We start from the raw sequence: 26,644 nt of genomic DNA, 5'->3' as shown, positions 1-26,644 counted from the left end.
GGCACCTTACGTCCGCGTTGTTCCGCATGTCACTTTTCGTCAACCCGCAGGCGTTTCTCACCATTTGATGCGCCGACCGGCTTGGGAAGGGTCAGCGGCCGGCCGCACCGCTCCCGTCCCGCGAGCGGCGTCGGCAGCGGCACCCCGTCGACACCGCCGACGCGATTGGCCCACCAGCGCGTCGTCGAGCGCACGAACGCCATGGTCAGACGCGGGTACTTGGCCGGCTTGCGGAAGACGCCGACGGTGTCGCCCCAGTAGGCGTGCTTGGCGTCGATGCTGCCGTAGGCGTGCCGGATGCCCTTCATCGGCGGGAAGTCGGTGTACACCTCGCGCAGTTCGAGACGTGTGTACGCGGCGAGGGCGCGCATCCCGTCCGGGTAGTAGCGCCAGCAGTCCTGCGCGTCGTGCACATGGCCGCGCGAGGGGGCCGTGATGAACGCGGTGCCCTCCGGCTTGAGGACCCGGGCGATCTCCAGCATCGAGGCCCAGAAGAACGGGATGTGCTCGAAGGCCTGGCCGGAGATGAGGAAGTCGGCGCTGCTGGAGCGAACCGGGATGCGGTACGGCTTCGCCATCACCGCGTCCACATTGCGCCCCTCCAGCACGTCGACGCCGACGTACTCGGTGTCGTACCCCTCCAGGAGCGACTTGTGGGTGCGCACCTGCCCGTCCGAGACCCGCGCGCCGAGGTCGACCACCCGCAGCCGCCGCCCGCGCGGCAGGTAGCTCCGGACACAGAGCTCCATCTGTTCGTACGCGGACTGGTGCATGGCGGCCTCCATCAAGGGGGTTGGGTGACTTGATGGCTTTTCAACGCGCAGGTCCGCGTGGGGTCACCGTGCGGGACGGCCCGGCGTATGCCGGGACCACCCCGTGACACCCCTGGCCGAGTACGGGGTGAGGGTGGCGCCGCAGGCGCCGGTGTGGTCCTGACCTGCGATCAAGTCGTCGAGGTGGGGTTTGGCCCAGGCGCGTACGGCGGTGATCCGGGCCGGGTCGGGGACGGCGTCGGCCCGGACGAAGTCACCGCCGTTCTGCTGCCGGTACAGCGGGACGTACCCGGCGTCCGCCAGGCGTGCGGGGGTCAGGCCCGGCTTGTCCACCCAGGCCGCGTGGACGTGCAGGAGTTCGGGACGCTCGGCGCGAAGGACATGGTCACGCAAGGCGCTCATGCGGCCGGAGGCGTACGCCCTCGCGACACGGCGGTCCGTCAGGCCGGCCAGGTCCAGTACGCGCAGCCGCGTGGTGAGCAGCGTGCCGCCGAGGTCGGGCAGGGCGACGGTGGCGTGGCGCAGGCCGAGGCGCTCGGCGTACGTGTTGAACACCTGGCCGTAGCGTTCCGCGACGAAGCACATGGAGAGCGTCGGGTGAGCCTTGAACGAGGCCTCGCGCTCGGCCTGTCCGGCGTGGGCGAGGACCAGCGCGCCGGTCAGCGCCGCGGCGAGGACGGCCCGGCCGCGCGCCCCCTCCCCCTCCCACAGCGCTACGGCCGACAGCGCGGCGACGGCCGCCGCGAGCACCCACACCGGCGTCGCGAACCGGTACAGGGCCATCCAGTCCCGGCCGAGCACCCCGTACGCGAGCAGCGACAGGAGCAGCGGCACGAGCAGCGCCACCAGGGCCCGCCGCCCCTGGCCGGGCCGCGCGAGGACAGAGCCGGCGCAGAGCGCGCCGATGAGCGCGAAGGCCCAGCCGGCGTACGTCAACAGGTCGCCGGTCTGGGTGAGTTGGGCGAGTCGCGGGGTCTGCTGCGCCTTGGCGACCGCGGTGTTCGGCACCCACAGGCCGAAGACGGCGTGCCGCCACAGCAGGAACGCCCCGTAGGGCACGGCGACGACACCCGCGTGCAGGGCCAGCGCGCGGACCGAGCGGGGCAGCTCGCGCCGGCGCACGAAGAGGGCCAGGACGAGGGGGTAGGCGCCCGCGAGTACGGCTCCGTCGGGGCGGGTCAGCGCGGCGAGCAGGGCGATCGTGGCGGCGGCGACGGCGGTGCGGGGGGCGGTGAGGCCGCCGCGGGTGACGCCCCGGACGAGGAGCGCGGCCGTCGCGGCGGCGCTCAGCCCGTACAGCGGATTCTCCAGGCCCGAGAAGGACCAGGCCACGTAGGACAGGTTCGTGGCGAGGGCCGTGCCCGCCAGGAGCGTTACCGCCCAGGCGCGGCCGGGGAGCACGGCGCGGGCCGTCCACGCGATGCACGCGAGCGTGCCGGCCGTGCACAGCAGGGCGAGCGCTTTCGGGTAGAGCACGAGGTCGCTGACGCCCAGGAACGCGCCGTGGTCGAAGAGTCCGAGTCTGCGGCCGAGGACCATCAGGGCGAGCCAGGACGGGTTGGAGTAGCCCTCCACAGGTGCGGCGCCCGGGAGTTGGACCGGGCCGAGGCCCTCGTCGACGCTGCGCGCGTACGCGAAGGTGACGGCGGCGTCGTCGACGATCCAGCGACCGAGTCCCGCGGCCCTGACCGCGATCAGCGCCGTCGCGGCGAGGACGGCGGCGGGGTCGGCCCACCGGCACCGGCGGGACGGGGGCGAGGCGCGTGCGGCGGGCACGGTCCGCGGCGGGTCGGGGCGGCGGTTGCCGGGGAGGGCGGGGAGCATGGCGTTCACGGTGACTCCAGCGTGGGCTCGGTGGGCGCGGCGGCAGGCGGCCCCGCGGAGGCCGCGCACGTGGGCGCCGGGCCGCCCACACGCGCGTACAGGCGCAGCAGCCCGCTGCGGCGTCTCGACTCGGCGAGGGGGGTGAAGTCCCGTTCCAGGAGCGTGAGTTCGGTGCGTTCGGTCGCGTCACGGGTGCGCCAGCCGGGGCGGCCCGCTCCCGCGTCGAAGAGGACCCAGACGCGGGTCAGGCACGCCATCCGGGCGCGCAGTTCGGCCGGGCTCGCGTCCACTCCGTACAGGGTTCCGGAGCGGGCGCCCGTCGACTTCAGGGCCACGTCGCGCACACCGGCCACGGCGCGCGGATACGTCTCCGTCAGGCGCCGGCCGGTCTTCGGCAGGTAGAGCAGCGCGTCGCCGGGCCGCAGGTCCCGCTCCGCCATCCGCGCCACCGACCCGAAGTCGTCCCCGCGGCTCTCGGGCGACCGCTCGCGCAGCTGCGCCGGGAACTGCATCCAGAACGCCACCGCGACCAGCGCGGCCCCGGCGGTCACCTGGACGTACCGGGAAGGGCGCACCCGGTGCGGCAGGCGCCGCAGGACCGCGTCCCCGCCGGCCGCCACCAGCAGGGGCAGCCCGGCGAACGCGAAGAACGTGTAGCGCGGCGCGTACAGCGGCTGCCACTGCGAGACGGTCAGCAGCAGCGCGGGCGGCACCACGGCCAGCGGCAGCGCGACCGCCACGAGTCCGCACGCCCCCCGGCGGACCGAGGGGGCGAGCACCGCGGCGGCGGCGAGCAGAAGCGTGGTGTGGAAGACGGCACCGGGGCGCCCGGCGGCGAGCCGCAGCAACGCCTGCGCGTCCTCCCAGCCCGGCCTGCGGATCCACGCCACCTGGAAGCTCTGCCCCCGCGCCGCGTCGGCGAGGGGCAGGACGAGCAGGACGGCGGCAGCGGCGGCGGACGCCCAGCCCCGCCACAGCACGGGGGCGGCGCGTGAGACGAGGAGGGTGACGGCGTGCGCGGCGAGGACGAGCACGGCGAACTCGTGGAGCCACGCGGTCACCGTCACGAGCCCGGCGTACCCGGCCCAGGCGGGCCACGACGGATGCCGTACGCAGTGGACGAGCATGAGCGTCGCCGCGGCGGCGCCCGCCGCGACGATCGCGTACGAGCGGCCCTCCTGCGCGTAGTAGCTGGTGAACGGCGAGGCGGCGTACAGGAGTCCGGCCCACAGGCCCACGCGGGGCCGGGCCAGGCGGATCCCGATCACGGCGACGAGGCAGGCCGCCGCGGTCGCGCCGAGGACGGACGGCAGTCGCATCAGGTAGGCGTCGGTCTGCCCGCCGAGCACGAAGTGGATCAGTACGTAGTAGAGGCCGTGGACGGCGTCGACGTTGCCGAGGAGGTGGTGGATCTGGGGCAGGGAGCGGGTGGCGACGAGCATCGTCGCGGCCTCGTCCCGCCAGATCGTGCCGCGGTCGAGCCCCCAGAGTCCGAGGGCCAGCATCACCAGGCCCGGCAGCAGGACCGCGGTCACGGCGGCCGCGGCGGCGGGAAGGGCCCTGGGGGTGCGGCCGCGCGGACCGTCCGACGAGATGCGCACGCGCCGATCTTGTCCCAATTGATCGGATTTGTGACGCAGCCTTGCCGTCCTTGCCCAGGGAGCGAGCGGCGGCAACCGGCCATCACGGGCACTTCGCGCGCACGGGCGGGGTGCTCGCGCGGGTCAACGGGGGCCCCAGGGAACGTCGACACCCTGGAGGCAGGGCGAGCACCCCGCGAACAGGACGACTACTCGACGACGAGGTCGACGTCGATGTTGCCGCGGGTCGCGTTCGAGTACGGGCAGACCTGGTGGGCCTGTTCGACGAGCTTGCGGCCGGTCTCGGCGTCGACCGTCTCCGGCAGCTCCACGCGCAGCGTCACCGCGAGCCCGAAGCCCTCGCCCTGCTTGCCGATGCCGACCTCGGCGGTCACCGCGGCGTCGCTGACGTCGACCTTCGCGGCGCGGCCGACCAGGCCGAGCGCGCTGGCGAAACAGGCGGAGTACCCGGCGGCGAAGAGCTGCTCGGGGTTGGTGCCCTGGCCGCCGGCGCCGCCCATCTCCGTGGGGATGGCCAGCTGGAGGTCGAGGCGGCCGTCGGAGCTGACGGCGCGGCCGTCACGGCCGTGGGTGGCGGTGGCTACGGCGGTGTAGATCGCTTCCATGAAAAACATCCTCCTGCAGTGGGGCCGCGGTGACGTCCGCGGTGGAGTGCGTGCTGCGCTGACGGACACAAGTAGAGCACACAATTCAGTTGTGCACAATCAAGTTGTGCACCGACGCGTCCCGGTTACCCTGGACCCATGACCACCGAGACGGCCGAGACACCCGGCGACGAGGAATTCCTGCGGCTCGACCGCCAGATCTGCTTCTCCCTGAACGCCGCGTCGCGCGCGTTCGGCGGCGTCTACCGCACGCTCCTCAAGGACCTGGGCCTGACCTACCCCCAGTACCTGGTCATGCTCGTGCTCTGGGAGGACGGCGAGCTGCCCGTGAAGCGGCTCGGGGAGCGGCTGCGGCTCGACTCGGGCACGCTGTCGCCGCTGCTCAAGCGACTGGAGGCGGCCGGCCTCGTCCAGCGGGAGCGCAGCGCGCGCGACGAGCGCTCGGTGAACGTCCGGCCGACCGGCGCGGGCACCGAGCTGCGGAAGCGCGCGGCGCTCGTGCCGCGCCGGATCGCGGCCGCGACGGGGTTCGACCTGGCGGAGATCGAGGACATGCGCGCCCGCCTGGACCGCCTGACGACGGCGCTGGACGGGGCGGCTCTGGACGCGTAGCGGGCCACCGGCGCCGGAGCCGGCGCCACTCCGCCCGACACGAAAGCCGCATTCTGCCGATTATCACCGCATATACGGGCATTCGCTCGTACGCTCGCACAGGTGACGCTCGAGACTCAGCCGCCCACCACCTCAGCGCCCGTCCACGCGACCTGGGTCCGCCCAGGACCCCTCGCACGGGCGGCGTTCCCCCTGACCTGGCTGGCCACCCGCGCCGCGATGCTCGCCCTGCTCGTCACGGACGACCGCGCCCCGCTCGGCGTCGGAGGCGTCGCGCACGAGGTGCACACGCTGTACGCCCGCTGGTACGCCACCCTCGCCGGCGGCGCCTTCCCCGCCGGTGACGCGATGTGGCAGTACCCGCCCGGCGCGGGCCCCGTCCTCCTGGCTCCCGGACTGATCCCCGGCCTCACGTACTTCCAGGCCTTCGTCGCGCTCACGCTCGCCACGGACGCCCTGGTCACGCTCGCCCTCGCCCGGACCGGCGCGCGGCCGAGACGCAGTACGGGCGGCGCCTGGCTGTGGGTGGCCGGGCTGCCGCTCCTGCTCCACGTCCCGCTGGCCCGCTACGACATCGAGGTCACCGCGCTCGCCGTGTTCGCGCTGCTGTTCATGGGGCGGTACCCGCGCGCGGGCGGCGTGCTCGCGGCGTGCGGCGCGCTGGTGAAGGTGTGGCCGGCGCTCACCCTGCTCGGCACGCCCCGGGGACGTACCAGCCGGGAGGCGTGGACGGCGGCGCTCACCTCCGCCGTCGCGATCCTGCTGGCCCTCGCGGTCGCGTTCCGCTCGCCGTTCTCGTTCCTGCGCCACCAGGGCGAGCGGGGGGTGCAGATCGAGTCGCTGGGCGGCACGGTCCTGTCGTTCGCGCGGCGGGCGGGCTGGTCCGGGCACATCCGCTACCAGTTCGGGGCGATGGAGTACGTCGGCCCGCACGTGGGCGCGGTGGCCGCGGCCTCCCTGGTGCTCACGGCCGTCGCGGCGGCGCTGCTGCTGTTCTGGCGGCTGCGGGCGGTGACCTGGAGCCCCGCGACGCCGTTCGACGCGGCCCTGTGCGCCGTCCTGCTCTTCACCGTCACCAGCCGCGTGATCAGCCCGCAGTACCTGATCTGGCTGCTCGGGCTCGCCGCGGTCTGCCTCACCTCGCACCGCACCACCCAGCGCCTCGTCGCCGTACTCGTCGTGGCAGCGGCCGGCCTGAGCGCGCTCGCGTACCCGGTCCTGTACCGCGACGTCGAGGCGGCCACCTGGACGGGCTCGCTGCTGATGCTGGCGCGCAACGGCCTGCTCCTCGCAGGTGCCGTCCTCTCGTTCCGTTCCCTCTGGAAAGGATCAGAGGCATAGGAACTTTACTTACCGGACAATTACCGCAAACGCCTAGGATTTCCTTCTGTGGAAGCAGTGCAGCCCCAGCCCCAGCAGCCGTCGCCCCCGCAGTCACAGGTTTCCGTCGTCGTCATCGGCTACAACGACGCCGCACGGGTCCCCGACGCCGTACGCTCCGCCCTCTCCCAGGGCCCCGCGGTCCGCGAGGTGATCGCCGTCGACGACTGTTCGACGGACGGCAGCGGCGAGCTGCTCCGGCGCACGGCGGACGACGAGCCACGTCTGAAGGTGGTGCGCCGCGCCACGAACAGCGGCGGCTGCGGCACCCCGCGCAACGACGGCATCGACACGGCCTCGGCCCCGTACGTCATGTTCCTGGACAGCGACGACGTGCTGCCGCCCGGCGCCGTCGACGCCCTCCTCGGCGCGGCGCTCGCCCACGGCACCGAGGTCGCCGCCGGCCTGTGCCTGCGCCGCGAACTCCCCTCGGGCCGCGACATCCCGTGGCAGCCGGAGCTGTACGCCAGACCCGCCGTGGTCCCCCACCCGGAGCGCCGCCCCCGCCTCGTCCACGACACCCTCTGCGTCAACAAGCTCTACCGCACGGACTTCCTGCGCGAGCACGGGATCCGCTTCCCCGACGGCCGCTTCGTCTACGAGGACTTCGTGTTCACCGCGCGCGTGCTCGCCGCCGGACCGCGCATCGCGCTCGTCCCCGACACGGTCTACATCTGGAACGTGCGCCGCGACGCCGACCGCCTGTCGCTCTCCCTCGACCGGGCCGGACTCGACAACTGGACCGGCCGCATCGAGGCGCACCGCCAGTCCGTCGACATCCTCCTGACCGCCTCGCACAAGCGCCTGGCGCGCGCCGCCCGCACCCGTTTCCTCGACCACAGCCTGCGCATGTACGCCCGCGAGCTCGACCTGCGCAGCCCCGAGTACCGCGCCGAGTGGTGGAACCGCACCCGCGCCTACCTCGCCACCTTCGACACGGCCGACATCGACGCGGCGCCCGCCCCCGGCCGCGTCGTCGCCCGCGTGATCCTCGCCTCCGACCACCCGCGCGACCTGCCCCGCCTCAAGGAGGTCGCGGCCCGCCCCGCCCGGCTGCGCCCGCCCTACGCACGCGCCGCGGACGGCACGCCGATCTGGTCCGACGACCTCCCCCAGGTGACCCTCGAACACCTCCTCGTACGCCCCATGGGCCTCCTCCCCATCGCCATAGAGGCGGAACTGCGGCCACGCGCGCGTGGCTCACGGCTGCGGCTGCGCCTGCACGACCTGTACGGGCGCGTCGCCGAGGCGGGCCCCGCCACCGTCGACATCGAGGTCATCGACCGCCGGCGCCACCGCCCCGCCAGGCGCCGCACCGTGACCCTCGTACCCGGGCGCGACGCCGGGACCTGGGAGGCCAAGGCGTCCCTCGACCTGTCCGCGCTCGCCGCCGGCACCTGGGACCTGCGCCTCCACGTGAACTTCGCGGACGGCACGAGCCGCGACGCGAGCGCCCACGCCGTCACCGGCCCCGGCCTCCTGCGCCGCACCGCCCTGCCGAGCCTGCGCCACGGCGTGCTGCTCGCCCATCCGTACGCGACCCACTCCGGAGCCCTCGCCGTACGCCTCGCACCCGGCGTACGCGGAGCCCTGGCGGTAGCACGCGGCCGCCTCAACCGCCTGGTTCACTAAGGGCTGCCTTCACATCGCCGTGGGGCAGGCGGGAATGTGAAGACAGGCCCTAGAACGCCGACCGCACGCGCCCGACGAGACACGACACGACCGAGGGGACCCTGAACCGACATGACCTGGCTGATCACCGGCGGTGCCGGATACATCGGGGCGCACGTCGTCCGCGCCATGCAGGAGGCGGGCGAGCGGACCGTGGTCTACGACGACCTGTCCACCGGCGTCGCCGAGCGCGTCCCGGACGGCGTACCCCTCGTCGTCGCCTCGACCCTGGACGCGGACGCCGTGGCGCGCACCATCGCCGGGCACGGCATCACCGGCGTCGTCCACCTCGCCGCGAAGAAACAGGTCGGCGAGTCGGTGGAGCGGCCGCTGCACTACTACCACGAGAACGTCGAGGGCCTGCGCGTCCTCCTGGACGCGGTCGCAGCGGGCGGCGTCCCGTCCTTCGTCTTCTCCTCGTCCGCCGCGGTGTACGGCATGCCCGACGTCGACCTCGTCACCGAGGACACCCCGTGCCTGCCGATGAGCCCGTACGGCGAGACGAAGCTCGCCGGCGAGTGGCTCGTCCGCGCGACGGGCCGGGCACACGCCCTGGCCACGGCCTCCCTGCGCTACTTCAACGTGGCGGGCGCGGCCACCCCCGAACTGGCCGACACCGGCGTCTTCAACCTCGTACCGATGGTCTTCGAGAGGCTCACCGACGGCGAGGCCCCGCGGATCTTCGGCGCGGACTACCCGACTCCGGACGGGACCTGCGTACGCGACTACATCCACGTCGTCGACCTCGCCGAGGCCCACGTGGCCGCCGCCCGCCGGCTCTCCGGCGCGGCCCCCGGCACGGACCTCACCCTCAACATCGGCCGCGGCGAAGGCGTCTCGGTCCTGGAGATGGTCGAGCTGATCAACACGACGACGGGCCACGGCAGCGACCCCGTCGTCACCCCGCGCCGCCCCGGCGACCCGGCCCGCGTCGTCGCCTCCGCGGACCGCATCGCTACGGAGCTCGGCTGGACGGCGAAGCGCGACGTACGCGACATGGTCGAGTCGGCGTGGCAGGGATGGGTGCGGGTGCACGGGACCGCCGTGAGGTGAGCCCCGTTCGGCGCGCGCCCGTGAGGCCGGAGATCCACCCGGCGATCAGCGTGGTCACGGGCTGAACCAGCCGTAGGCGGCGGATGCCGGCTCCTACGCCCGGTTGAGGTAGGCCAGGACGGCGAGCACCCGCCGGTGACCGCTGTCGCTCGGGGGCAGCCCGAGCTTCGCGAAGACATTGCCGATGTGCTTGCTGACGGCCCGCTCGGACACGACCAGCGTCTGCGCGATCGTCGTGTTGTCCCGGCCCTCCGCCATCAGCTCCAGCACCTGGCGCTCGCGCGGCGTGAGCCCGTCGACCGGGTCGTCCCGGCGCCGGCTGAGCAACTCCGTGACGACCTCGGGGTCGAGCGCCGTGCCGCCCCCGGCCACCCGGTCGAGCGCGTCGAGGAACTCGTCGACCCGGCCGACCCGGTCCTTGAGCAGATAGCCGACACGGCTCGCGCCGTCACCCAGGAGTTCGGCGGCATACGACTCCTCGACATACTGCGACAGCACCAGAACCGGCAGCCCCGGCAAGGACTTCCGGGCCTCCAGAGCCGCTCGCAGCCCCTCGTCCCGGAACCCCGGCGGCATCCGCACATCGAGCACCGCCACCTCCGGCCGGTGCTCCAGCAGCGCGGGCAGCACCTCGGGCCCGCTCTCGGCGACGGCCACGACCTCGTGCCCGGCCGACCTCAGCAGCAGGACGAGCCCCTCGCGCAGGAGCGCGTTGTCCTCAGCGATCACCACACGCACGGCAGCTCCACCTCGATCACGGTCGGCCCCCCGACGGGGCTCGACACCTCCGTCGTCCCGTCGAGCGCGGCAACCCGGCGCCGCATGCCGAGCAGCCCCGAGCCGCCCGACTGCCGCGCGCCGCCCCGCCCCTCATCCCGCACGGAAACCCTCAACCCGGCCTGCGTACGCGCCAGTTCCACGGTCGCCCGGTCGGCGCCGCTGTGCTTCGCCGCGTTCGTCAGCGCCTCCGCGACCACGAAGTACGCCGCCGCCTCCACGGCCGCCGGGGCGCGCGGCCCGTCCGCCACACCGTCCTCGTGCACCGTCACGTCGAGCCCGCTACCGGCGGCGAGCGCCCGCACGGCGCCGGCCAGGCCACGGTCGGTGAGGATCGGCGGATGGATACCGCGCACCACGTGCCGCAGCTCGGCGAGCGCCTCCTCCGCCTGGTCCTGCGCGTCGTCCATGAGCTTGCGGGCAGCCGCCGGATCACGGTCGTACGCCCGCTTGGCCAGCCCGATCCGCATCGACAGGGAGACGAGGCGGGCCTGCGCCCCGTCGTGCAAGTCCCGTTCGATACGCCGCAGTTCGGCCCCGTGCGCGGCCACCGCTCCCGCCCGCGTCGCCGTCAGCTGCTCGATCCGGTCCGTGAGCCGCGCACTCGGCGGGGGCGCGAGGAGCGCGCCGGACCAGGAGGCATCGAGGTCCGCGAGCCGCGCCACGAGCGGCAGCACCACCGCGCGCCGCCCGAGCAGCCCGCACCACACGCCGTCCACGAGCAGCCCGAACGCCCAGACCACCAGGGACACGTACAGCAGCAGCCACCCGTACAGGAAGTGCGCGGCGAGCCAGCGCAGGTCACGCCACGTGCAGGGGTCCGAGACCCCGGCACGCACGCGCTCGGCGAGCATCCCCGTGAGCGGGACGTACGCCTCCGGGACCTCCCGCCCCGACCAGGCCGCCACGCGCCGCCGCTTGAACCCGGCGATACGACGCAGGAGCAGCACGGTCTCGGGCAGCACCCCGGCGCCGACCACGAGCAGGGTCAGCACGGCCGTGAAGAGCAGCAGCCCGATGAAGAGGTAGGAGACGAGCGCCAGACCGGCGGCCACGGCCAACTGCCCTGTGGCACACGCCGCCCCCCGCACCGTCTCCCGCATGGCCATGACCATGGCCACAGGCTAGGGGGTGTCCGCACGAGTACGCCGTCGAGCCCACTCCCCTCCGACGGTGTAGCGCGCTACACCGTGAGTCCGGTGGAGGGCACCCTCGCCCGGGCACCCGCACCACGACAGACTTGCCGCAACAGCGCCCGCCACACGTCGGAAGGAACCAGCTCATGAAGGCCCTGCTCTGGCTCGTCCTCATCGCGGCCCTCGCCGTCAACGTCTCCACCAGCTTCGCCTTCGACGGCGTCCCGCAGGTCCTGATCAGCGTCGGAACGGGCCTGGCGGCACTGGCCTGCGGGGCGACCCTGTTCATGCTGCGCCGCAGGGACGCGTGAGCGGCCGAGCCGTCCGTCTCGCCCGGGCCCGGGCCTGCGCTCGCGCCTGCGCCTGCGCGTGCAAACTCAAGAGCGGATTGCGTGGCTGATGGGGGTGGGTGGTTGCGGGAGCCTCCATCAGTTTTCCGTTCGTCTGCGGACTGGTGGGGGCCGCCTTTCCCCCATGCCGGTCAGTGAGCGGGTACGAATTGATCAACCTCCCTTACAGGCAACGGCCAACAGCAACTGCGAAAGACAAGGCAGCAGCAGGGGGAGGGGAGGGTGGGGGCTCTGGGAGAGCGCGGGTGGGTGGGGGTGAGTGGGGGCTTCAGGTACCAGGCAGCGCGGGTGAATGACCCAGATCTGCCAATCTTCGGGGCGCGGGCGGGGCCAGCCCAAGGCAGGACTGCGTCCAACCGGCCGAGCTCTGCTGATGTCGGCGACCTCTGGCAGATTCGGGCCACCAGCTCACCAGTCCTGAAGGATGGGAGGGCGAAGAGAAGGTGGCTGACGACCTGACTGCTGCGACCGGCATCTCCATCCTGTCCGGCGTACGCACCACGACGCGCTGCGGGCCGACCGTCGCCGTCCGCAGGGCCTTCTTCTGCGCGGGCGAGATCATCTGGAACACGGTGGCGTACGTCGACTCGACTTGCACGGGCCGAGCCCCTGGTCCTGGCCTTCTTCGCGGCGGGGCCGGCCACTTCGCAGTCCGTGTCGATGTCTCCGGGCGCGGGCTGGTTCCCGGTCAGGGTGGCCGACGGCTACTCGGTCAGACCGGAGGCGACGGCGTGACCGACGGCTCTCCTGCCCGCCAACACATGAAGGGGCACGCAGGATCCGGGGGGGGAGCCGACGGGCGCCGGGGCCCGTTCGAGCCGGGAATCTCAAGGCTCTGGCCGGATGTCCGTGACTTCGCGGGTTGCTATCCAGCAGCCACGACTGGGCCGGCCGTGACCTGGGGACGGTTGGGGAGCAGGGACGAGAGGTTGTCCCGTACGAAGTCCGCCGCCGTGCTGACCGACTCTTCGGCCCCGGACTGGTCTTCAAAGACACTGGTGGAGACCATCACCCCGTCCCCGGCGTCCACCCAGTAGTAGGCCACGAAACCGGGGGCCCGGCGGAGGAGAGGCACGAATCCCTCGTCCACTCGGCGACCTGCCTCGGCAGAGTCAGTCACTCCTTCGTAACGCCGGATTACTGCGTACATAGCTGATCCCCTCATGGATCCCAAGGTCGCCTTGCGCGAAACGACCTACCCCAACCGAGCGTCTCTCGCCCGGAGAACGTTCGGACATGACCCGGATAGGCGCATCACACGCACCGGTGATCCAGTCCCGGCATCTGCTGTGGCCAGGGCCCGCCGCGGCCGATGTCAGCGGCCCAGATCTGCCAATCCCCTGGGCGAGGTCCATGCCGCCCCAAGGCAGGGCTGACTGCGTCTACCCGGCCGGAAACTGCTGATGCCGGGACCATGGGCAGATTCGGGCCATGAACCCACCACCCGGAGGGAATCAGGGGCAGCCAACTCGCCGCCCAAGGCCGCGCGCCACAGCCCTCCAACTCGCGGACCCCGGCGGCGCCTCGGGCAACGGAACCGGCCGAAGCCTCACCCCCCTCTCGCCCTCACCCCTTCTCGCCCCCTCCACCTCTCACCCTCTCCACGCCAGTCGGCGCGCGACTCCACCCGGCGCTCTCCGCCAGCCAGTGCTCCCCTCCAGCCCGACAGCCCGTCAGGGCGCTCCCCTCCACCCGGCGCTCCCCGCCAGCCCGTCAACCCGCCAGCCCGAAGGCTCGGCTACCTGAGTCATGCCTCTGCCTCGCGCCCCGCCCCTCCCCCGCCTCCTACTGCTGCCTCCTGCTGCCGCCCGTCTGCCCTCCTCCCCCCACCCTCCTGTTGCTGCCGTTCTCCCCCCGGCCCGACCCGGCGGGCTTCGCCCACGGCATCCGCCCCGCCCCCTCCCCACCCTCAGTTCCTCAAACAGCCGCTGCCAGTCCCGAACCCCGTACGCGCCTCAGTTGGGGAGGCCAGCCCCCACCAGTCCCAGACGGACGGATGGACGGATTGACGGACGGATGGACGGACGGAAGGACGGAAGGACGGACGGAAGACTGACGGAGGCTCCCGCACCCACCCACCCACCCACGCAGTCCGCTTTTGATCAGTTCACGCGTCACGCGTCACGTCCGACCAGGAGCAGGACCCGCCCAACTCCGTACCCGCGCGGAATGGCTCAGATCTGCCGATCCTCCGGTCAAGGCCGACTGCACCCCAGGTCAGACTGCATACCCCCCGCCGTGATCGCCCATAACGGCAGCCTCTGGCAGATTGCGGCCACACACGGCCACACTCCGCCACACCGCCACACACTCACCACCCACGGCACTCCACGGCACTCCACAGGCAGCCCGAGGAGCGAGCCGCGCCCTCGCCGCCTCCACCCCCCTCCAGTCCCCCTCCAGTCCCCCTCCAGTCCCCTCCACCCCCAGCCCCGCCAACCGCCGGAAGCCCGACCACCCACCACCCGATCCCAGCCCACTTCCCCCTCCCCACCTTCCTGTTGCTGCCGCTTTTCCCCGCAGCCCGACCCAGCGCGCTTCGCCCACGACCCCCACCCCACCCCTCCCCTCCCCACCCCACCCCACCCGCAGTTCCTCACACAACCGCTGCCAACCCCGAACCCCGTACGCGCCTCAATTGGGGAAAGCCGGCCCCCACCAGTCCGCAGACGAACCGAAAACTGATGGAGGCTCCCGCAACCACCCACCCCCACCAGCCACGCAATCCGCTTTTGATCAGTTCACCCGGGGCACCGGCAACTCCGCCCACGTCGTCTTCCTCGGCGCCGGCCCATGCGCCACGCCCCAGCGCGCCGTCAGGGCCTCGACCATGAGCAGGCCCCGCCCCGACTCCTCCTCGGCGCCGGGATGGCGCAACTCCGGGACCCGCTCCCCCCTCGTATCCGTGACCTCGATGCGGATCACTCCGCGAGTCGCCAGGAGCGTGAACCGGAAGTCCCGGCCGGGCACCCGTCCATGCGTCACGGCATTCGCCGCCAGCTCCGCCACGACGTGCGCTGCCGCTTCGAACGGGAGTCCCCAGGCGCGGAGTTGCTCCGTCGTGAGCAGCCTGGCCAGGCGCGCTCCGCGTGGCGTGGCCGAGAGCAGCACGGTGAACTGGCGTGCGGTTGCTTGGAGTTGAGTTTCCGTTTCCATGTCACTCAGCGTGTCGGAGCGCGGACGCCTTGAGCAGTCATGACTCCGATGCGTAGAGGGACTGTCCAGAGCCTGTCCACTCGTGTCCGGGCTGTCCACAGCGGTCCTAGGGGTAACGGAACGTCGGAGGTGGCGCCGGTGAGTGCGGACGAGGCGGGATGGGAAGTCGACCCGGACGACGAGTCGGGTGCGGCGGTGGTGGCAACGGTGGGGCGGCAGTTGCGGATGCGCCGGGAGGCGGCGGGGCTGCGGGTCGGCGAGTTCGCGGCGGCGATCGGGTACGGGGAGGATCTGATCTACAAGGTCGAGGCGGGTAAGCGGATCCCGCGCCCGGAGTACCTGGACAAGGCCGACGAGGCGCTCCGCGCGGGCGGGCTGATCTCGGCGATGACGCATGACGTGGCGGAGGTCCGGTACCCGAAGAAGGTTCGGGATCTGGCCGGTATGGAGGCCCGCGCAGTCGAGTTGGGGGTCTACGTGGCGCACGGCCTGCATGGGCTTTTGCAGACGCCGGGGCACGCGAAGGCGCTGTTCGAGGCCAGGCAGCCGGCGTATTCGCAGGACGAGGTCTCGCGGATGGTGGCCGCACGCATGGCGCGGCGATCGATCTTCCAGCGCTCCCCCGCGCCTGCCCTCAGCTTCGTCCAGGAGGAGTCAGCACTCAGGAGGCCCATCGGAGGCACAATGGAGTGGCGGCAACAGCTCGAACACCTGTGGGAGGTCGGGCAGTTGCGCAATGTCACGCTTCAGGTGATGCCTACTCACCGCGAGGCTCATCCCGGGATGGACGGGAAGATCGAGGTACTGAAGTTCAAGGACGGTACGACGGTGGGCCGCTCAGAGGGGATGCTCAACGGCCGTCCCGTATCCGACGCGAAGCAACTTCAGGTCCTTGAACTGCGATATGGCACCATCCGGGCGGAGGCTCTCACCCCTCGGGAGACGCCGACGTTCATCGAGCAACTACTGGGAGAAGCATGATCCTCAGGGCTTCCGGGCTGTCTTGGTTCAAGAGCAGCTACAGCAGCGACGGAAACGAGGGCGACTGCATCGAAGTAGCCACCACCCCCACCACCGTCCACATCCGCGACTCCAAAACCACCCTCGGCGCCCACCTCACGGTCACCCCCACCACTTGGACCGCCTTCGTCGCCTTCGCCTCCGGAAGCTGACGGAGTCACAACACCCGCAACCCCGCCGCAGTAGCCCCCGCCAGCCGCCCCAGATACCCCTTGGGCAGCGGCGTCCGTACCACCACCGCGCGCCAGTACAGCGGGCCCGAGATCAGGTCGAGGGCGAGGTCCTCGTCGAGGTCCTCCCTGACCTCCCCGCGTGCGGCGGCGCTGCGCACGATGCCGCTCGCCACCCCGTGCTGCCCCTCGCGCAGTGCCTTCTGCATGGCCTCGGCGATTTCCGGGTTGCGGGCGGCCTCGGCCTGGAGGTCGGGGATGATCTGGCCGGCGACCGGGTGCTTCAGGGCCCGGGATGTGACCTCGTACAGGAGGCGCAGGTCGCCTTCCAGGGAACCCGTGTCGGGGGCCGGCAGCCCCTGGACCGCTATGGCGGAGACCAGGTCCAGGACCAGGTGCAGCTTGGAGCGCCAGCGGCGGTAGACGGCTGTCTTGCCGACGCCCGCGCGGCGCGCGATCCCCTCGATGGACATACGGGCGTAGCCCACGGCGGCGAGCTCGTCGAAGACGGCTGCCCGGATGGCGTCGGTCACATCCTCACGGAGGACGGCTGCCCCTGCGGGGGCCCGGCGACGCGCTGGCGATGGGGGTCCCCCCTGCTCGAGCGAAGCCGAGAGCTCGGGGGAGGAGTCGGCGTTGGTCGTCATGGTGAACAGCTTACGGCGTTACGACGAAACGGTTGCGTTCCGACGTAGCGACGCCCTACGCTCGCGTCACGACGATACGGACCCGTTCCGACGTCTCCGACCCTTTGAGCGAAAGCAGCGGATGTGAGTCAGGCAGTCGACACACCTCCCCCGCCGGTGGCCACCGCCCCGGTGGAAGATCCCGCGCAGCTGGCCGCGCGGTACGGCCTCTCGGTCAGCGGCGCGCGCCCGACCCTCGCCGAGTACGTGGGCCAGCTCTGGCAGCGGCGCCACTTCATCACCGCGTTCGCGACGGCCAAGCTCACGGCGCAGTACAGCCAGGCGAAGCTCGGCCAGGTGTGGCAGGTGGCGACCCCGCTCCTGAACGCGGCGGTCTACTACTTCATCTTCGGCGTGCTGATGGGCACGAAGCACAACGTGCCGGACTATGTGCCGTTCCTGGTCACCGGCGTGTTCGTGTGGACGTTCACGCAGAGCTCGATCATGGCGGGCACGCGCGCGATCTCCGGCAACCTCGGTCTCGTACGGGCGCTGCACTTTCCGCGCGCCGCGCTGCCGGTGTCGTTCGCGCTCCAGCAGCTCCAGCAGCTGCTGTTCTCGATGTGCGCGCTGGTGGTGATCCTGCTCTGCTTCGGCGTTCCGCCGGCCCTCTCGTGGTTCCTGGTCCTGCCGGTCCTGCTGCTGCAGTTCGTCTTCAACACCGGTGTGGCCCTCGTGATGGCGAGGATGGGCGCGCGGACGCCGGACATCGCGCAGCTGATGCCGTTCCTGCTGCGTACGTGGATGTACACGTCCGGCGTGATGTGGAGCATCGACAAGGTGCTCAAGAACCAGCACCTGCCGCACGTCGTGCACGTACTGCTGTCCGCGAACCCGGCCGCCGTCTACATCGACCTGATGCGCTTCGCCCTGATCGACAGCTTCCACCGCGGTCAGCTGCCGCCCCATGTGTGGGCGATCGCGGCCGGGTGGGCACTGGTCGCGGGCGTCGGCGGGTTCATCTACTTCTGGAAGGCAGAGGAGACGTACGGCCGTGGCTGACACCTCCGGGGAGCGGATCCCCACCGTCATCGTCGACAACGTCGACATCGTGTACCGCGTGAACGGCACCGGGGCGGGCCGCGGCACCGCGACCGCCGCGCTCGGCCGCATCATCGGCGGGCGCAAGAAGGCCGAGGCGCGGGCCGGCGTGCGCAAGGTGCACGCGGTGAAGAAGGTGTCGTTCACCGCGTACAAGGGCGAGGCGATCGGCCTGATCGGCACGAACGGGTCGGGCAAGTCGACGCTGCTCAAGGCGGTGGCGGGGCTGCTGCCGACGGAGAACGGCCGGATCTTCACGCATGGCCAGCCGTCCCTGCTCGGCGTGAACGCGGCGCTGATGAACGACCTCACGGGCGAGCGCAACGTCCATCTCGGCGGCCTCGCCATGGGCATGAGCCGCGAGGAGGTGCGCGAGCGCTACGACGACATCGTCGGCTTCTCCGGCATCAACGAGAAGGGCGACTTCATCACGCTGCCCATGCGGACGTACTCCTCCGGCATGGCCGCCCGGCTCCGGTTCTCCATCGCGGCCGCCAAGGACCACGACGTGCTGCTGATCGACGAGGCCCTGGCCACCGGTGACCGGTCCTTCCAGAAGCGCTCGGAGTCCCGCATCCGCGAGCTGCGCAAGGAGGCCGGCACGGTCTTCCTCGTCAGTCACAACAACAAGTCGATCCGCGACACCTGCGACCGGGTCCTGTGGCTGGAGCGCGGCGAGCTGCGGATGGACGGTCCGACGGACGAGGTCCTCAAGGCGTACGAGGCGTTCACCAATCCGAACGACGGCAAGGCGGAACCGAAGAAGGCCAAGGTCGCCGTTTCCGCCTGAGGCTGATGCGGGCGGCCCACTCCCTTTATCCCTTTTATCTGATTGGTGACACTATGGTGCGCCAGGAGGAGAAGGGACGGGGACCGTGCAGGAACTCAGCGTCATCGTGTACGGCCGGGACGTGCAGGGGCATCTCGCCGACTGCCTGGACAGCGTGACCGGCCAGTTGCCCGAGGGGGCGGAGCTCGTCGTCGCCGCCGTGGACGATCCGGCGCCGACCGCCGACGTGCCGGGCAGCGTCACCGTTCTGGCCCTGCCCGGCGCCACTTCCGACGAGGAGGCCCGCGCGGCCGGCGGCGAGCGGGCCTCGGGCGAGTGGCTGCTGTTCGTCCACGCCAAGGACCGCGTGCCCCCGGGCGCGCTGCGGGCGCTGCGGGACCGGGTCGCGGGTCTCCCGGACGGCGCCGACCGCGTGGACGTCGTACTCACCGACCATGTGCACTCGAACTGGCGCACTTCCGGCGCCCCGGGCCCCGACGCCCGGCTGCTCGCCAGGGCGGGCGGCCGCGATCTGCCTCTCGCGGACTGCCCCGACCTGCTGCGGGTCACCCCGTTGCTCGGGAACCGCGCCCTGCGCGCCGCGTTCTGGCGGGACCACCGCGACCAACTGGCCGCCACCGACGAGCGGTTCGCGGCCCGCGCCGCCCTCGTCCTCGCCGACCGCGTCACCGCGCTCCAGCACGTGGTCCTCGACGAGCGCAGGCTGCGCCCCACGAGCCTGCCGCCGCTCACCCCGGAGAAGTACTACGCGCCCGTCGGCCTGTACGAGGACCTCCAGCGCCTGATGGCCGGCCTCGGCACGCCGACCGGGCCCCGCGCGGTCCTCTACGACGTGATGGCGACCGAGTGCATGCGGATCGTGGCCCGCGCCGGGATGCCGGAGCCGGTGGGCCGCGAGTTCTTCCGCCGGGCCTCGCGCGCGGCCGTCGCGTGGCGGCCGGAGGGCTACCGCAGGCCCGCGGGACTCGAAGGCATCCGGCGCCGCCTGCTCGAAGAGGACGCGTACGCCCGGTACCGCGCCTTCCAGAGCGTCAACCACAAGCGGCGCGCCCTGAAGTCCGCGGCCCGGGAGCGCAAGCGGCGGATCGGCGCGAAGGTCCGCGGCCACCGCTACCGGCGGGAGCTGCGCCGGCCCGTGGACCCGGACCTGGCCGTGTTCTCCGCGTACTGGGACCGCGGGGTCGCCTGCAATCCGGGCGCGATCGCCGCGAAGCTCGCCGAACTCGCGCCACGCGTCCACCAGGTGTGGGTGGTCCGCGCGGCCGACGCGCCGCTCCTGCCGCCCGGCACCGACCATGTCGTGCCCGGCTCCCGCCGCTACTGGGAGGTCCTGGCCCGCGCCAAGTACCTCGTCAACAACGTCAACTTCGCGAACGCCGTGGTCAAGCGCCCCGAAGCCGTCCACGTCATGACCCACCACGGCACGCCCCTCAAGCGCATGGGCCTGGACCAGATCGAGTACCCGACCGCGTCCAAGGGCCTCAACTTCCGCCAGCTCCTGGCCCGCGTCGACAAGTGGGACTACAGCATCACGTCGAACAGCCACTCCACGCGGATCTGGGAGCGCGCCTACCCCACGCACTACGTCCCGCTGGAGTACGGCTATCCGCGCAACGACGTCTTCTACAGCGCGACGGCCGCCGACATCCGCGCCGTCCGCGACCGCCTCGGCATCGCGCCGGGCCGGCGGGCCGTCCTGTACGCACCGACGCACCGCGACTACGAGGGCTCCTGGACCCCGCGCCTGGACCTCGTCACGCTCGCCGACCGGCTCGGCGACGGCACCGTCCTCCTCGTGCGCGGCCACTACTTCTACGGCGGGGCGGCCTCGCCGCTCGCGGACCTGCGCCGCAGCGGGCGAGTCGTCGACGTGTCCACGTACGACCCGGTCGAGGACCTCTGCCTCGCCGCGGACGCCCTGGTCACGGACTACTCGTCGATCATGTTCGACTACGCCAATCTGGACCGCCCGATCGTGATCTACGCGGACGACTGGGAGATGTACGCGAAGACCCGCGGGGTCTACTTCGACCTGATCGCCGAGGCGCCCGGGCCCGTCGCCCGTACGCAGGACGAGCTGACGGACATCCTCGCCTCGGGCGCGTGGCGCGACGAGGCGTCGGGGAAGGCGCGGGCCGCGTTCCGGCGCCGGTTCTGCGAGTTCGACGACGGTCACGCCGCCGAGCGGGTCGTACGCCGGGTCTTCCTCGGCGAGAGCGAGGCGGCGCTGCCGCCGGTGATCCCTGTCGACGAGCGCGTCCCCGCGCCCACCCCCGAGGAGGCGGCCCGCCGATGACCACGCCCACGAGGACGATCACGCCCGACGTCACGGTCACCGTCATCGTCTACAACGACGCCGGGCGGCTGCCGCGCGCCGTCGCCTCGGTCCTGGAGCAGACGCACGCCAACCTCGAGGTCGTCATCAGCGACGACCACTCGACGGACGCCACCCCCGAGGTGGCGCGCCGCCTCGCCGCCGCGGACCCACGGGTGCGCTACCTGAGACTGCCGGAGAACAGCGGCGGGTGCAGCGCGCCCCGCAACCGCGCGCTCGACATCGCCCGCGCCCCGTATCTGATGTTCCTCGACAGCGACGACGAACTCCCGCCGGAGTCGGTGGAGCTGCTGCTCGCGGCGCACCGGGAGCGGGAGATCGACTTCGCGATGGGCGCGGTCGAACGGATCCGCGTCGACACGGGCCGCACGTCGACGTGGATGCCGCACCTGGTCGCGGAGCGCCGCACGGTCGACGGGATCGACGCCGAACCCGGCTTGTTCTTCGAGCACTTGTCGACGAGCAAGATGTACAAGCGGGAGTTCCTCGACCGCAACCAGCTGCGCTTCCCCGAGGGCATCCACTACGAGGACCAGCTGTTCTCGGCGCAGGCGTACTGCCTCGCGAAGTCCTTCACCGTCATCCCCGAGCCGGTCTACCGCTGGTACATCGCGCCGTTCGTCGAGGCGGACGCCGCGTCGATCTCCAACCAGCGGCACAAGCTGACCAACGTCCGCGACCGCGTCCACGTGCAGGAACTCATCGACGATTTCCTCGTGGCGGGCGGCCACACGGGGGTGCGCGAGGACAAGGACTACAAGTTCCTCAAGCACGACTTCCGGATGTACGCGGGCGATCTGCCCTACCGGGACGACGCGTGGCTGGCCGGATTCGCCGAGATCGTGAACCCGTATCTGGCGACACTGTCCCCGAACGCGTACGCACGGCTGCCGCGCCCCGAGCGGGTCGTCCTGCAACTGGTGCGCGACGGCCGCCTGCGCGACGCCCGGCTCGCGGCGCGCGGGCTCGGCCATGTGGTGGCCCCGCGCGAGACCGCCACGGACGCGTCCGGTGCCGTCTACTGGGGGGCAGTGGTCCCGTCGTCGGACGCGGCGCGCGCTGAACTCGACCTGTCCGACCAGGAGTTGTTCTCGCGCCCGTTCCCCGGCGCCCAGTTCCGCCACGAGATCACGCGGATCGAGCGCGGGCCCGGCGCCGGCGTCGACCTGTCGGTGCGCACGTACGATCCCGGTCTGCGCCTCGCCGTCGGCCCGCACGTCGCCTCGCTGGTCGTGGCGCCGGGGCGGCGCCGTATGACGACGCGGCTGCGGCTCGACCCGGTGCGGCCCGGCGTCTTCGAGGGCCGGGTGCGGCTCGATCTGGCGGCGGCCCCGCTCCCGGTGCACGGCTTCGACGGCGTACGGCATCCGCTGCTCCAGCTCCAGGACCACGGGCTGCGCAACACCTCCGTCCTGCTCGCGCCGCTGGACTTCCCCGCGCTCACCGCGCGTGTCGGGTACCACTCGGGGGCGGCCCCGCACCGGGTGACGCTGGAGCCGGAGGGCCGGGGCGGCGGGCGCCTCCAGATCCGCTGGGAGCCGGCCGGGCTCACGGCCCGGGTGACGCACCCGGTGGCGTGCAGGCTGGCCACGGCTTCGGAGGGGCGCGTACGGAACGCGGTACGCCTGGTGAGGAGCGCGCTGCGCTAGGGCCAGACGCCGCGGGGCAGGCGGGAATGTGAAGACAGGCCTAAGGGGTGACGACCTCGTACAAGGTCTGGCCGCCCGGGCCCGTCGTGACCTTGTGCAGTGCGGGGTCGGTGGCGGCGAGGCCCGCGTCGCCCTGGTGGCTCACGATCCACCGCACCTCGTAGCGGCGCAGGACGTCGAGTCGTGCGGCCCGCCCGGTGCCGGGGGCGAAGTAGGTCCCGACAGCGCTGGCGCGGGCCGCCTCGTCGGGCAGGAAGAAGTCCGGGTAGCCGGGAGCCACGGTGTAGGGCCCGTACGCGGGGATCTGGCGCGCGGGGAAGTCCGTGGCGAGGACCACGTCCCCGTACTTCACCCAGGGCGTCACCCAGTAGTAGCCGCGCCACGGTGGCTTGTAGTGGTCGGCGACCGGCTTGGGCAGGACGTCTCGCGGGACGACGTAGCCGAGTACGCCCGACTGGGTCCACGCGCCCGCGAGGAGCGCCGCGCCGAGCACCGCCGCGAACGCCGTACGCAGCGCCCTGCGGCCCGCCCCGCGCTCTGCCCCGAACACCTCCAGGCCCGCCGCGACCTGCGCCGGGATCACCGCGGCCGGCAGGATCCGGCCCCACGAGTAGTGCCCGCTCACCCAGCCCGCGGCGAACATCAGCACCCCGAGCGCGAAGAAGACCACGAGCGGATCGCGCCGGTCCCTGCGCCATCGCAGGGCGAGCGCGAACACGCCGGGCAGCAGGAGCCAGTACCGGCCGGGCAGGTTCCGGTACAGGGCCTGGTGAATCTCCTCCAGGCCCTGCGCGTGGAAGAGGTCGAAGAACGAGTAGTACGGCCACGCGGCGAGCACGACCGCGCCGAGGGCGAGCCCGGCCACGAGCCGCGCCCACACCGCGCGTGCCGGCCAGGGCCGCGCCCCGGCCACCATCGCGAGGGCGCCGAACGACGCGACGACGCCCGAGAACTGATGGCTCAGCAGGATCACGGACCACAGCAGCCCGAGACCGAGGAACCCGGGCATGCCCGAACGGCGCGCGAGCGCCCCGCGCAGCAGCGCCCAGAAGTGGAAGGACAGCCCGAGCGCGAAGGTGCTGGGGTAGGAGACGGTCAGGGCAAGGGAGTCGAGGCCGAGGAAGCCGCTCCACTTGAACAGGCTCGTGCCCCACAGGAGGAGCAGGCACAGGAGGACGAGCGCGGTGACCGCCGTGCGCCGGGAGCGGCTCGCGGACGCTTCGGTGAACGTGCCGGTGAACCGCCACACGCCGGTCACGAGCAGCGTCAGCGAGATCAGCGCGGCGATGCGCAGGACGGTGAAGGTGCCGAGGCCGGTGGCGTCGGCGAGGACGCCGAGGAACACCGTCCACGGCGAGTAGTACGGGCTCGGCGTCTTCTCGTCGACGAGCGGGTTGCCCGGGTCGAGGAGATCGTGGCGCAGGCGCTCGACGGTGGCCGCGTGGATGCCGAGATCGCCCGCCCAGGGCAGCCGGATCGCGACGGCCACGAGCAGGACGACGAGCAGCAGGAGGACCAGGGGGGCCGCGGCCTTGAGGGCCGCGTTACTCGCGGCGCGCATCGTGCTGGAAGACCCACGTGCGGTAGACGAGGAAGCGGAACGCCGAGGCGAGGACGATGGACAGTGCCTTGGCGATGTTCGACGCGAGTGGGCCGGTCATCGAGGCGCCGTGGTATCCGGCGTAGAACAGGACGCTCTCCATCAGGACGCCGAGCGCGCTGAAGCCGAAGAACAGCGCGATCTGGCTGCGGGTGCGCGAGTCGCGGTCCCGGTAGGCGAAGAAGCGGAAGCCCAGGTAGTTGGTGCCCATGGCGACACAGCTGGCCAGGACCGTCGCGGTCATCGGGGCCCGGCCGATGCCGTGCAGCAGGAGGTTGAAGACGAGGAAGTTGACGGCGACGCCGCTGCCGCCGACGACGCCGAACTTGGCGACCTCCATGGACAGGCGGCGCACCCGGACCCGGACGGGAGCGACGACGGGCACCTCGCGCGCCGTGGTCTGCACCGTCATCGGCGCGCCCTCGCCCGCAGCTTCCACGGCATGGTGACGGATTCGAGCTGCACCATCAGGTTCATCTTGGACTCGCCGACCGTGCGGTCCTCGAAGTGGATGGGGACCTCCATGACGCCGAAGCCGCGGCGCACGGCGCGGTACTTCATCTCGACCTGGAAGCTGTAGCCCGCGCTGTCCACGGACGCCAGGTCGATGGCGCGCAGCGCGTCCTCGCGCCACAGGTTGAAGCCGCCGGTGATGTCGCGGACACGGGTGCCGAGGATCGTGCCCGCGTAGGTGTTGGCCCAGCGGGACAGGAGCCTGCGGTGCACGCCCCACGCCTCGGAGAGCGTGCCGCCCTGGACGTAGCGGCTGCCGATGGTGACTCCGGCGCCGGTGGCGAGGGCGGTGCCGAGGAGGGCGGGGACCTTGTCGGCGGGGTGGCTGCCGTCGGCGTCCATCTGGAGGACGTAGCGCGCCCCGTCGGCGACGGCCCGCGCCATGCCGGCCGCGTAGGCCCGGCCGAGGCCCTCCTTACCGGCGCGGTGCAGGACGCTCATCCGGTCGCGCCCGTGCCGCTCGGCGTACCGCTCGGCGATGTCGCCGGTGCCGTCGGGGCTGGAGTCGTCGACGACGAGGAGGCGCAGGCCCGGGAGGGGGAGCGCCATGAGGGCGTCGGCCATGCCGGGCAGGTTGCCCGCCTCGTTGTACGTCGGCATGACGACGGTGAGGGGGGTGCGGGCCCAGTCGTCGGGCAGTGGTCGGGCGGCGGCCGGTGTGGCCCCGATGTCGGGAGAGTTCGTGTTCACTGTTGGGTCAGCCCTTCTCCGGCGAGCGAGGAGAAGCGGACGGTCCGGTCGGGCAGTACGGCCTCGCACCACACCCGGGTTCCGTTCCGCAGTTCGTTGTGGGCGCCGACGTGGGCGCCGTCACCGATGACGCTGCCGTGCAGGACGGAGCGCCGCCCGATCCGCGCACCCGCGCCGACCAGGCTCTTCCTGACATAGGCACCGGCATCCACGGTCGCGCCGTCATGCAGCACGGAACCGTGGACGACGGCCCCTGAACCTACCCGGACGCCCGCCCCGACGACGGTGCCCTCGGCGAGCCAGGCGTCGGCGGCGACCTTGGCGCCGGGCAGTACGAGGGACTCGCCGCGCACTCCGGGCACGGCGGGTGAGTGGATGACCCCGCGCACGAGGTCGGCGGAGGCCTGCACGAAGGCTTCGGGCCGGCCGAGGTCGAGCCAGTAGGAGTCCTCGACCAGTCCGTGCAGATAGGCGCCCGCGGCGAGCAGGCCGGGGAACGTCTCGCGCTCGAGGGAGACGGCCCGCCCGGCGGGGATGTGGTCGATGACGGACCTGCGGAACACGTAGGAGCCCGCGTTGATCTGGTCCGTGACGATCTCCTCGGGCGTCTGCGGCTTCTCGGTGAAGGCGAGCACGCAGCCGTCGGCGTCGGTCGGTACGAGCCCGAAGGCGCGGGGGTCGTCGACGCGGGCGAGGTGGAGGGTGACGTCGGCTTCGCGCTCGCGGTGCCGGTTGATGAGGGCGCGCGTGTCGAGGCCGGTGAGGATGTCGCCGTTGCAGACGAGGACGGGTTCCTCGGGAGCGGAGATCAGGCGGCGTGCCGCGTGCCGGATCGCGCCGCCGGTCCCCAGCGCCTCGTACTCGACGGCGTACTCGAGGTGGACCCCGAACGCCGATCCGTCGCCGAAGTACGGCTCGAAGACTTCGGCGAGATAGCAGGTGGCGAGGACGATGTGGCGCACGCCCGCGCCGGCGAGCCGGGCGATCTGATGGGCCAGGAAGGGGACTCCGGCCGCGCGCACCATGGGCTTGGGCGTGTTGACCGTGAGCGGCCGCAGCCGGGTGCCCAGCCCGCCGACCAGCAGAATCGCTTCCGTCATGGACCCTTCCCGACCTCTCCGCTGCGCGCCGCTAATCTGACAATCGGGTCCACTTTAGACGTAATGCCCGAGTTGATGGCTTATGACGAACCTCATGGGGCCGACGCGCCTT

The 26,644-nt window shown here is 72.1% G+C and carries 24 protein-coding genes; 11 read left to right on the top strand and 13 right to left on the bottom strand.

The window, feature by feature from the left end; genetic code table 11:
- Positions 1 to 29: 29 nt before the first annotated feature.
- The 4 genes from ACWIGU_RS11550 to ACWIGU_RS11535 all read right to left on the bottom strand — a co-directional run bounded on the left by ACWIGU_RS11550 (position 30) and on the right by ACWIGU_RS11535 (position 4,803).
- Complete coding sequence (locus ACWIGU_RS11550) at positions 30 to 773, bottom strand: methyltransferase domain-containing protein (RefSeq protein ID WP_454399751.1); 744 nt, start codon at positions 771 to 773, stop codon at positions 30 to 32.
- Between the two features lie 63 nt (positions 774 to 836).
- Positions 837 to 2,606 (bottom strand): hypothetical protein, encoded by a 1,770-nt coding sequence (locus ACWIGU_RS11545; RefSeq protein WP_454399749.1) that lies wholly within the window; start codon positions 2,604 to 2,606, stop codon positions 837 to 839.
- The gene (locus tag ACWIGU_RS11540; protein ID WP_454399747.1) at positions 2,603 to 4,198 is read right to left on the bottom strand and encodes a glycosyltransferase family 39 protein; all 1,596 of its coding nucleotides are present in this window, start codon (positions 4,196 to 4,198) and stop codon (positions 2,603 to 2,605) included. The genes ACWIGU_RS11545 and ACWIGU_RS11540 overlap by 4 nt, the downstream gene beginning before the upstream one ends.
- Before the next feature lie 188 nt (positions 4,199 to 4,386).
- Positions 4,387 to 4,803, bottom strand: a complete 417-nt coding sequence (locus tag ACWIGU_RS11535; protein WP_356281091.1) for an organic hydroperoxide resistance protein — start codon at positions 4,801 to 4,803, stop codon at positions 4,387 to 4,389.
- Between the two features lie 138 nt (positions 4,804 to 4,941).
- On the opposite strand from ACWIGU_RS11535, the gene ACWIGU_RS11530 reads away from it, so the two are divergent.
- From ACWIGU_RS11530 to galE, 4 genes are all read left to right on the top strand, one after another.
- Positions 4,942 to 5,415 carry a MarR family winged helix-turn-helix transcriptional regulator gene (locus ACWIGU_RS11530; protein WP_454399745.1) on the top strand — a complete coding sequence of 158 codons (474 nt, stop codon included), beginning with the start codon at positions 4,942 to 4,944 and terminating at the stop codon, positions 5,413 to 5,415.
- A gap of 102 nt (positions 5,416 to 5,517) precedes the next feature.
- Positions 5,518 to 6,756, top strand: coding sequence for a glycosyltransferase 87 family protein (locus ACWIGU_RS11525; protein ID WP_454399743.1), 1,239 nt, complete (start codon positions 5,518 to 5,520; stop codon positions 6,754 to 6,756).
- 48 nt (positions 6,757 to 6,804) lie between these two features.
- Positions 6,805 to 8,427 carry a glycosyltransferase family 2 protein gene (locus tag ACWIGU_RS11520; protein ID WP_454399741.1) on the top strand — a complete coding sequence of 541 codons (1,623 nt, stop codon included), beginning with the start codon at positions 6,805 to 6,807 and terminating at the stop codon, positions 8,425 to 8,427.
- A gap of 111 nt (positions 8,428 to 8,538) precedes the next feature.
- Complete coding sequence (galE, locus tag ACWIGU_RS11515; RefSeq protein WP_454399739.1) at positions 8,539 to 9,519, top strand: UDP-glucose 4-epimerase GalE; 981 nt, start codon at positions 8,539 to 8,541, stop codon at positions 9,517 to 9,519.
- A gap of 93 nt (positions 9,520 to 9,612) precedes the next feature.
- Here galE and ACWIGU_RS11510 read toward each other — a convergent pair whose 3' ends face one another.
- Positions 9,613 to 10,257: a LuxR C-terminal-related transcriptional regulator gene (locus ACWIGU_RS11510; protein ID WP_454399737.1), complete on the bottom strand. Its 645-nt coding sequence runs from the start codon at positions 10,255 to 10,257 to the stop codon at positions 9,613 to 9,615.
- Positions 10,245 to 11,399 (bottom strand): sensor histidine kinase, encoded by a 1,155-nt coding sequence (locus tag ACWIGU_RS11505; protein WP_454400527.1) that lies wholly within the window; start codon positions 11,397 to 11,399, stop codon positions 10,245 to 10,247. Before ACWIGU_RS11505 ends, ACWIGU_RS11510 begins: the two co-directional genes overlap by 13 nt.
- Positions 11,400 to 11,578: 179 nt before the next feature.
- Here ACWIGU_RS11505 and ACWIGU_RS11500 point away from each other — a divergent pair, with 179 nt between their 5' ends.
- Entirely contained in the window at positions 11,579 to 11,743 is a 165-nt protein-coding gene (locus ACWIGU_RS11500; RefSeq protein WP_384264461.1) for a hypothetical protein, read from the top strand.
- 904 nt (positions 11,744 to 12,647) lie between these two features.
- Here the strand turns inward: ACWIGU_RS11500 and ACWIGU_RS11495 are convergent.
- Complete coding sequence (locus ACWIGU_RS11495) at positions 12,648 to 12,857, bottom strand: hypothetical protein (protein ID WP_454399734.1); 210 nt, start codon at positions 12,855 to 12,857, stop codon at positions 12,648 to 12,650.
- 1,661 nt (positions 12,858 to 14,518) lie between these two features.
- Complete coding sequence (locus tag ACWIGU_RS11490; RefSeq protein ID WP_454399733.1) at positions 14,519 to 14,938, bottom strand: ATP-binding protein; 420 nt, start codon at positions 14,936 to 14,938, stop codon at positions 14,519 to 14,521.
- 138 nt (positions 14,939 to 15,076) lie between these two features.
- Between ACWIGU_RS11490 and ACWIGU_RS11485 the strand changes: the two genes are divergently transcribed.
- Together ACWIGU_RS11485 and ACWIGU_RS11480 are read left to right on the top strand one after the other, a co-directional pair.
- Entirely contained in the window at positions 15,077 to 15,919 is an 843-nt protein-coding gene (locus ACWIGU_RS11485) for a helix-turn-helix domain-containing protein (RefSeq protein WP_454399731.1), read from the top strand.
- The gene (locus ACWIGU_RS11480; RefSeq protein ID WP_454399730.1) at positions 15,916 to 16,110 is read left to right on the top strand and encodes a DUF397 domain-containing protein; all 195 of its coding nucleotides are present in this window, start codon (positions 15,916 to 15,918) and stop codon (positions 16,108 to 16,110) included. Before ACWIGU_RS11485 ends, ACWIGU_RS11480 begins: the two co-directional genes overlap by 4 nt.
- Before the next feature lie 5 nt (positions 16,111 to 16,115).
- On the opposite strand, the gene ACWIGU_RS11475 is transcribed toward ACWIGU_RS11480, so the two are convergent.
- On the bottom strand, positions 16,116 to 16,775 hold the full coding sequence (locus ACWIGU_RS11475; RefSeq protein WP_454399728.1) for a TetR/AcrR family transcriptional regulator: 660 nt from the start codon (positions 16,773 to 16,775) through the stop codon (positions 16,116 to 16,118).
- Between the two features lie 123 nt (positions 16,776 to 16,898).
- Between ACWIGU_RS11475 and ACWIGU_RS11470 the strand changes: the two genes are divergently transcribed.
- The 4 genes from ACWIGU_RS11470 (at position 16,899) to ACWIGU_RS11455 (ending at position 22,629) form a co-directional block, all read left to right on the top strand.
- Positions 16,899 to 17,816, top strand: a complete 918-nt coding sequence (locus ACWIGU_RS11470; protein ID WP_454399726.1) for an ABC transporter permease — start codon at positions 16,899 to 16,901, stop codon at positions 17,814 to 17,816.
- On the top strand, positions 17,809 to 18,645 hold the full coding sequence (locus ACWIGU_RS11465) for an ABC transporter ATP-binding protein (RefSeq protein ID WP_329573112.1): 837 nt from the start codon (positions 17,809 to 17,811) through the stop codon (positions 18,643 to 18,645). The genes ACWIGU_RS11470 and ACWIGU_RS11465 overlap by 8 nt, the downstream gene beginning before the upstream one ends.
- Positions 18,646 to 18,730: 85 nt before the next feature.
- Positions 18,731 to 20,941, top strand: a complete 2,211-nt coding sequence (locus ACWIGU_RS11460) for a CDP-glycerol glycerophosphotransferase family protein (protein WP_454399724.1) — start codon at positions 18,731 to 18,733, stop codon at positions 20,939 to 20,941.
- Positions 20,938 to 22,629: a glycosyltransferase family 2 protein gene (locus ACWIGU_RS11455; RefSeq protein ID WP_454399722.1), complete on the top strand. Its 1,692-nt coding sequence runs from the start codon at positions 20,938 to 20,940 to the stop codon at positions 22,627 to 22,629. Before ACWIGU_RS11460 ends, ACWIGU_RS11455 begins: the two co-directional genes overlap by 4 nt.
- A 40-nt stretch (positions 22,630 to 22,669) precedes the next feature.
- On the opposite strand, the gene ACWIGU_RS11450 is transcribed toward ACWIGU_RS11455, so the two are convergent.
- The 4 genes from ACWIGU_RS11450 to ACWIGU_RS11435 all read right to left on the bottom strand — a co-directional run bounded on the left by ACWIGU_RS11450 (position 22,670) and on the right by ACWIGU_RS11435 (position 26,532).
- Positions 22,670 to 24,190 (bottom strand): hypothetical protein, encoded by a 1,521-nt coding sequence (locus tag ACWIGU_RS11450; RefSeq protein WP_454399720.1) that lies wholly within the window; start codon positions 24,188 to 24,190, stop codon positions 22,670 to 22,672.
- Positions 24,174 to 24,641 carry a GtrA family protein gene (locus tag ACWIGU_RS11445; RefSeq protein WP_454399718.1) on the bottom strand — a complete coding sequence of 156 codons (468 nt, stop codon included), beginning with the start codon at positions 24,639 to 24,641 and terminating at the stop codon, positions 24,174 to 24,176. Before ACWIGU_RS11445 ends, ACWIGU_RS11450 begins: the two co-directional genes overlap by 17 nt.
- Positions 24,638 to 25,342 (bottom strand): polyprenol monophosphomannose synthase, encoded by a 705-nt coding sequence (locus tag ACWIGU_RS11440; protein WP_454400525.1) that lies wholly within the window; start codon positions 25,340 to 25,342, stop codon positions 24,638 to 24,640. Before ACWIGU_RS11440 ends, ACWIGU_RS11445 begins: the two co-directional genes overlap by 4 nt.
- Before the next feature lie 86 nt (positions 25,343 to 25,428).
- The gene (locus ACWIGU_RS11435) at positions 25,429 to 26,532 is read right to left on the bottom strand and encodes a sugar phosphate nucleotidyltransferase (protein WP_454399716.1); all 1,104 of its coding nucleotides are present in this window, start codon (positions 26,530 to 26,532) and stop codon (positions 25,429 to 25,431) included.
- Positions 26,533 to 26,644 lie beyond the last annotated feature (112 nt).

The organism is Streptomyces sp. NPDC055400 (assembly GCF_053644375.1).
The sequence above is the reverse complement of the archived record's forward strand: the minus strand, read 5'-3'. Positions and strand labels throughout refer to the sequence as shown.

What these genes read in the sequence shown, in the direction of transcription:
- ACWIGU_RS11455 (WP_454399722.1), top strand. Translation starts at nt 20,938, where the DNA reads ATGACCACGCCCACGAGGACGATCACGCCCGACGTCACGGTCACCGTC.
- ACWIGU_RS11435 (WP_454399716.1), bottom strand. Translation starts at nt 26,532, where the DNA reads ATGACGGAAGCGATTCTGCTGGTCGGCGGGCTGGGCACCCGGCTGCGG.
- ACWIGU_RS11440 (WP_454400525.1), bottom strand. Translation starts at nt 25,342, where the DNA reads ATGCCGACGTACAACGAGGCGGGCAACCTGCCCGGCATGGCCGACGCC.
- ACWIGU_RS11480 (WP_454399730.1), top strand. Translation starts at nt 15,916, where the DNA reads ATGATCCTCAGGGCTTCCGGGCTGTCTTGGTTCAAGAGCAGCTACAGC.
- ACWIGU_RS11500 (WP_384264461.1), top strand. Translation starts at nt 11,579, where the DNA reads ATGAAGGCCCTGCTCTGGCTCGTCCTCATCGCGGCCCTCGCCGTCAAC.
- ACWIGU_RS11475 (WP_454399728.1), bottom strand. Translation starts at nt 16,775, where the DNA reads ATGACGACCAACGCCGACTCCTCCCCCGAGCTCTCGGCTTCGCTCGAG.
- ACWIGU_RS11530 (WP_454399745.1), top strand. Translation starts at nt 4,942, where the DNA reads ATGACCACCGAGACGGCCGAGACACCCGGCGACGAGGAATTCCTGCGG.
- ACWIGU_RS11450 (WP_454399720.1), bottom strand. Translation starts at nt 24,190, where the DNA reads ATGCGCGCCGCGAGTAACGCGGCCCTCAAGGCCGCGGCCCCCCTGGTC.
- ACWIGU_RS11445 (WP_454399718.1), bottom strand. Translation starts at nt 24,641, where the DNA reads ATGACGGTGCAGACCACGGCGCGCGAGGTGCCCGTCGTCGCTCCCGTC.
- galE (WP_454399739.1), top strand. Translation starts at nt 8,539, where the DNA reads ATGACCTGGCTGATCACCGGCGGTGCCGGATACATCGGGGCGCACGTC.
- ACWIGU_RS11490 (WP_454399733.1), bottom strand. Translation starts at nt 14,938, where the DNA reads ATGGAAACGGAAACTCAACTCCAAGCAACCGCACGCCAGTTCACCGTG.
- ACWIGU_RS11550 (WP_454399751.1), bottom strand. Translation starts at nt 773, where the DNA reads ATGCACCAGTCCGCGTACGAACAGATGGAGCTCTGTGTCCGGAGCTAC.
- ACWIGU_RS11505 (WP_454400527.1), bottom strand. Translation starts at nt 11,399, where the DNA reads ATGCGGGAGACGGTGCGGGGGGCGGCGTGTGCCACAGGGCAGTTGGCC.
- ACWIGU_RS11535 (WP_356281091.1), bottom strand. Translation starts at nt 4,803, where the DNA reads ATGGAAGCGATCTACACCGCCGTAGCCACCGCCACCCACGGCCGTGAC.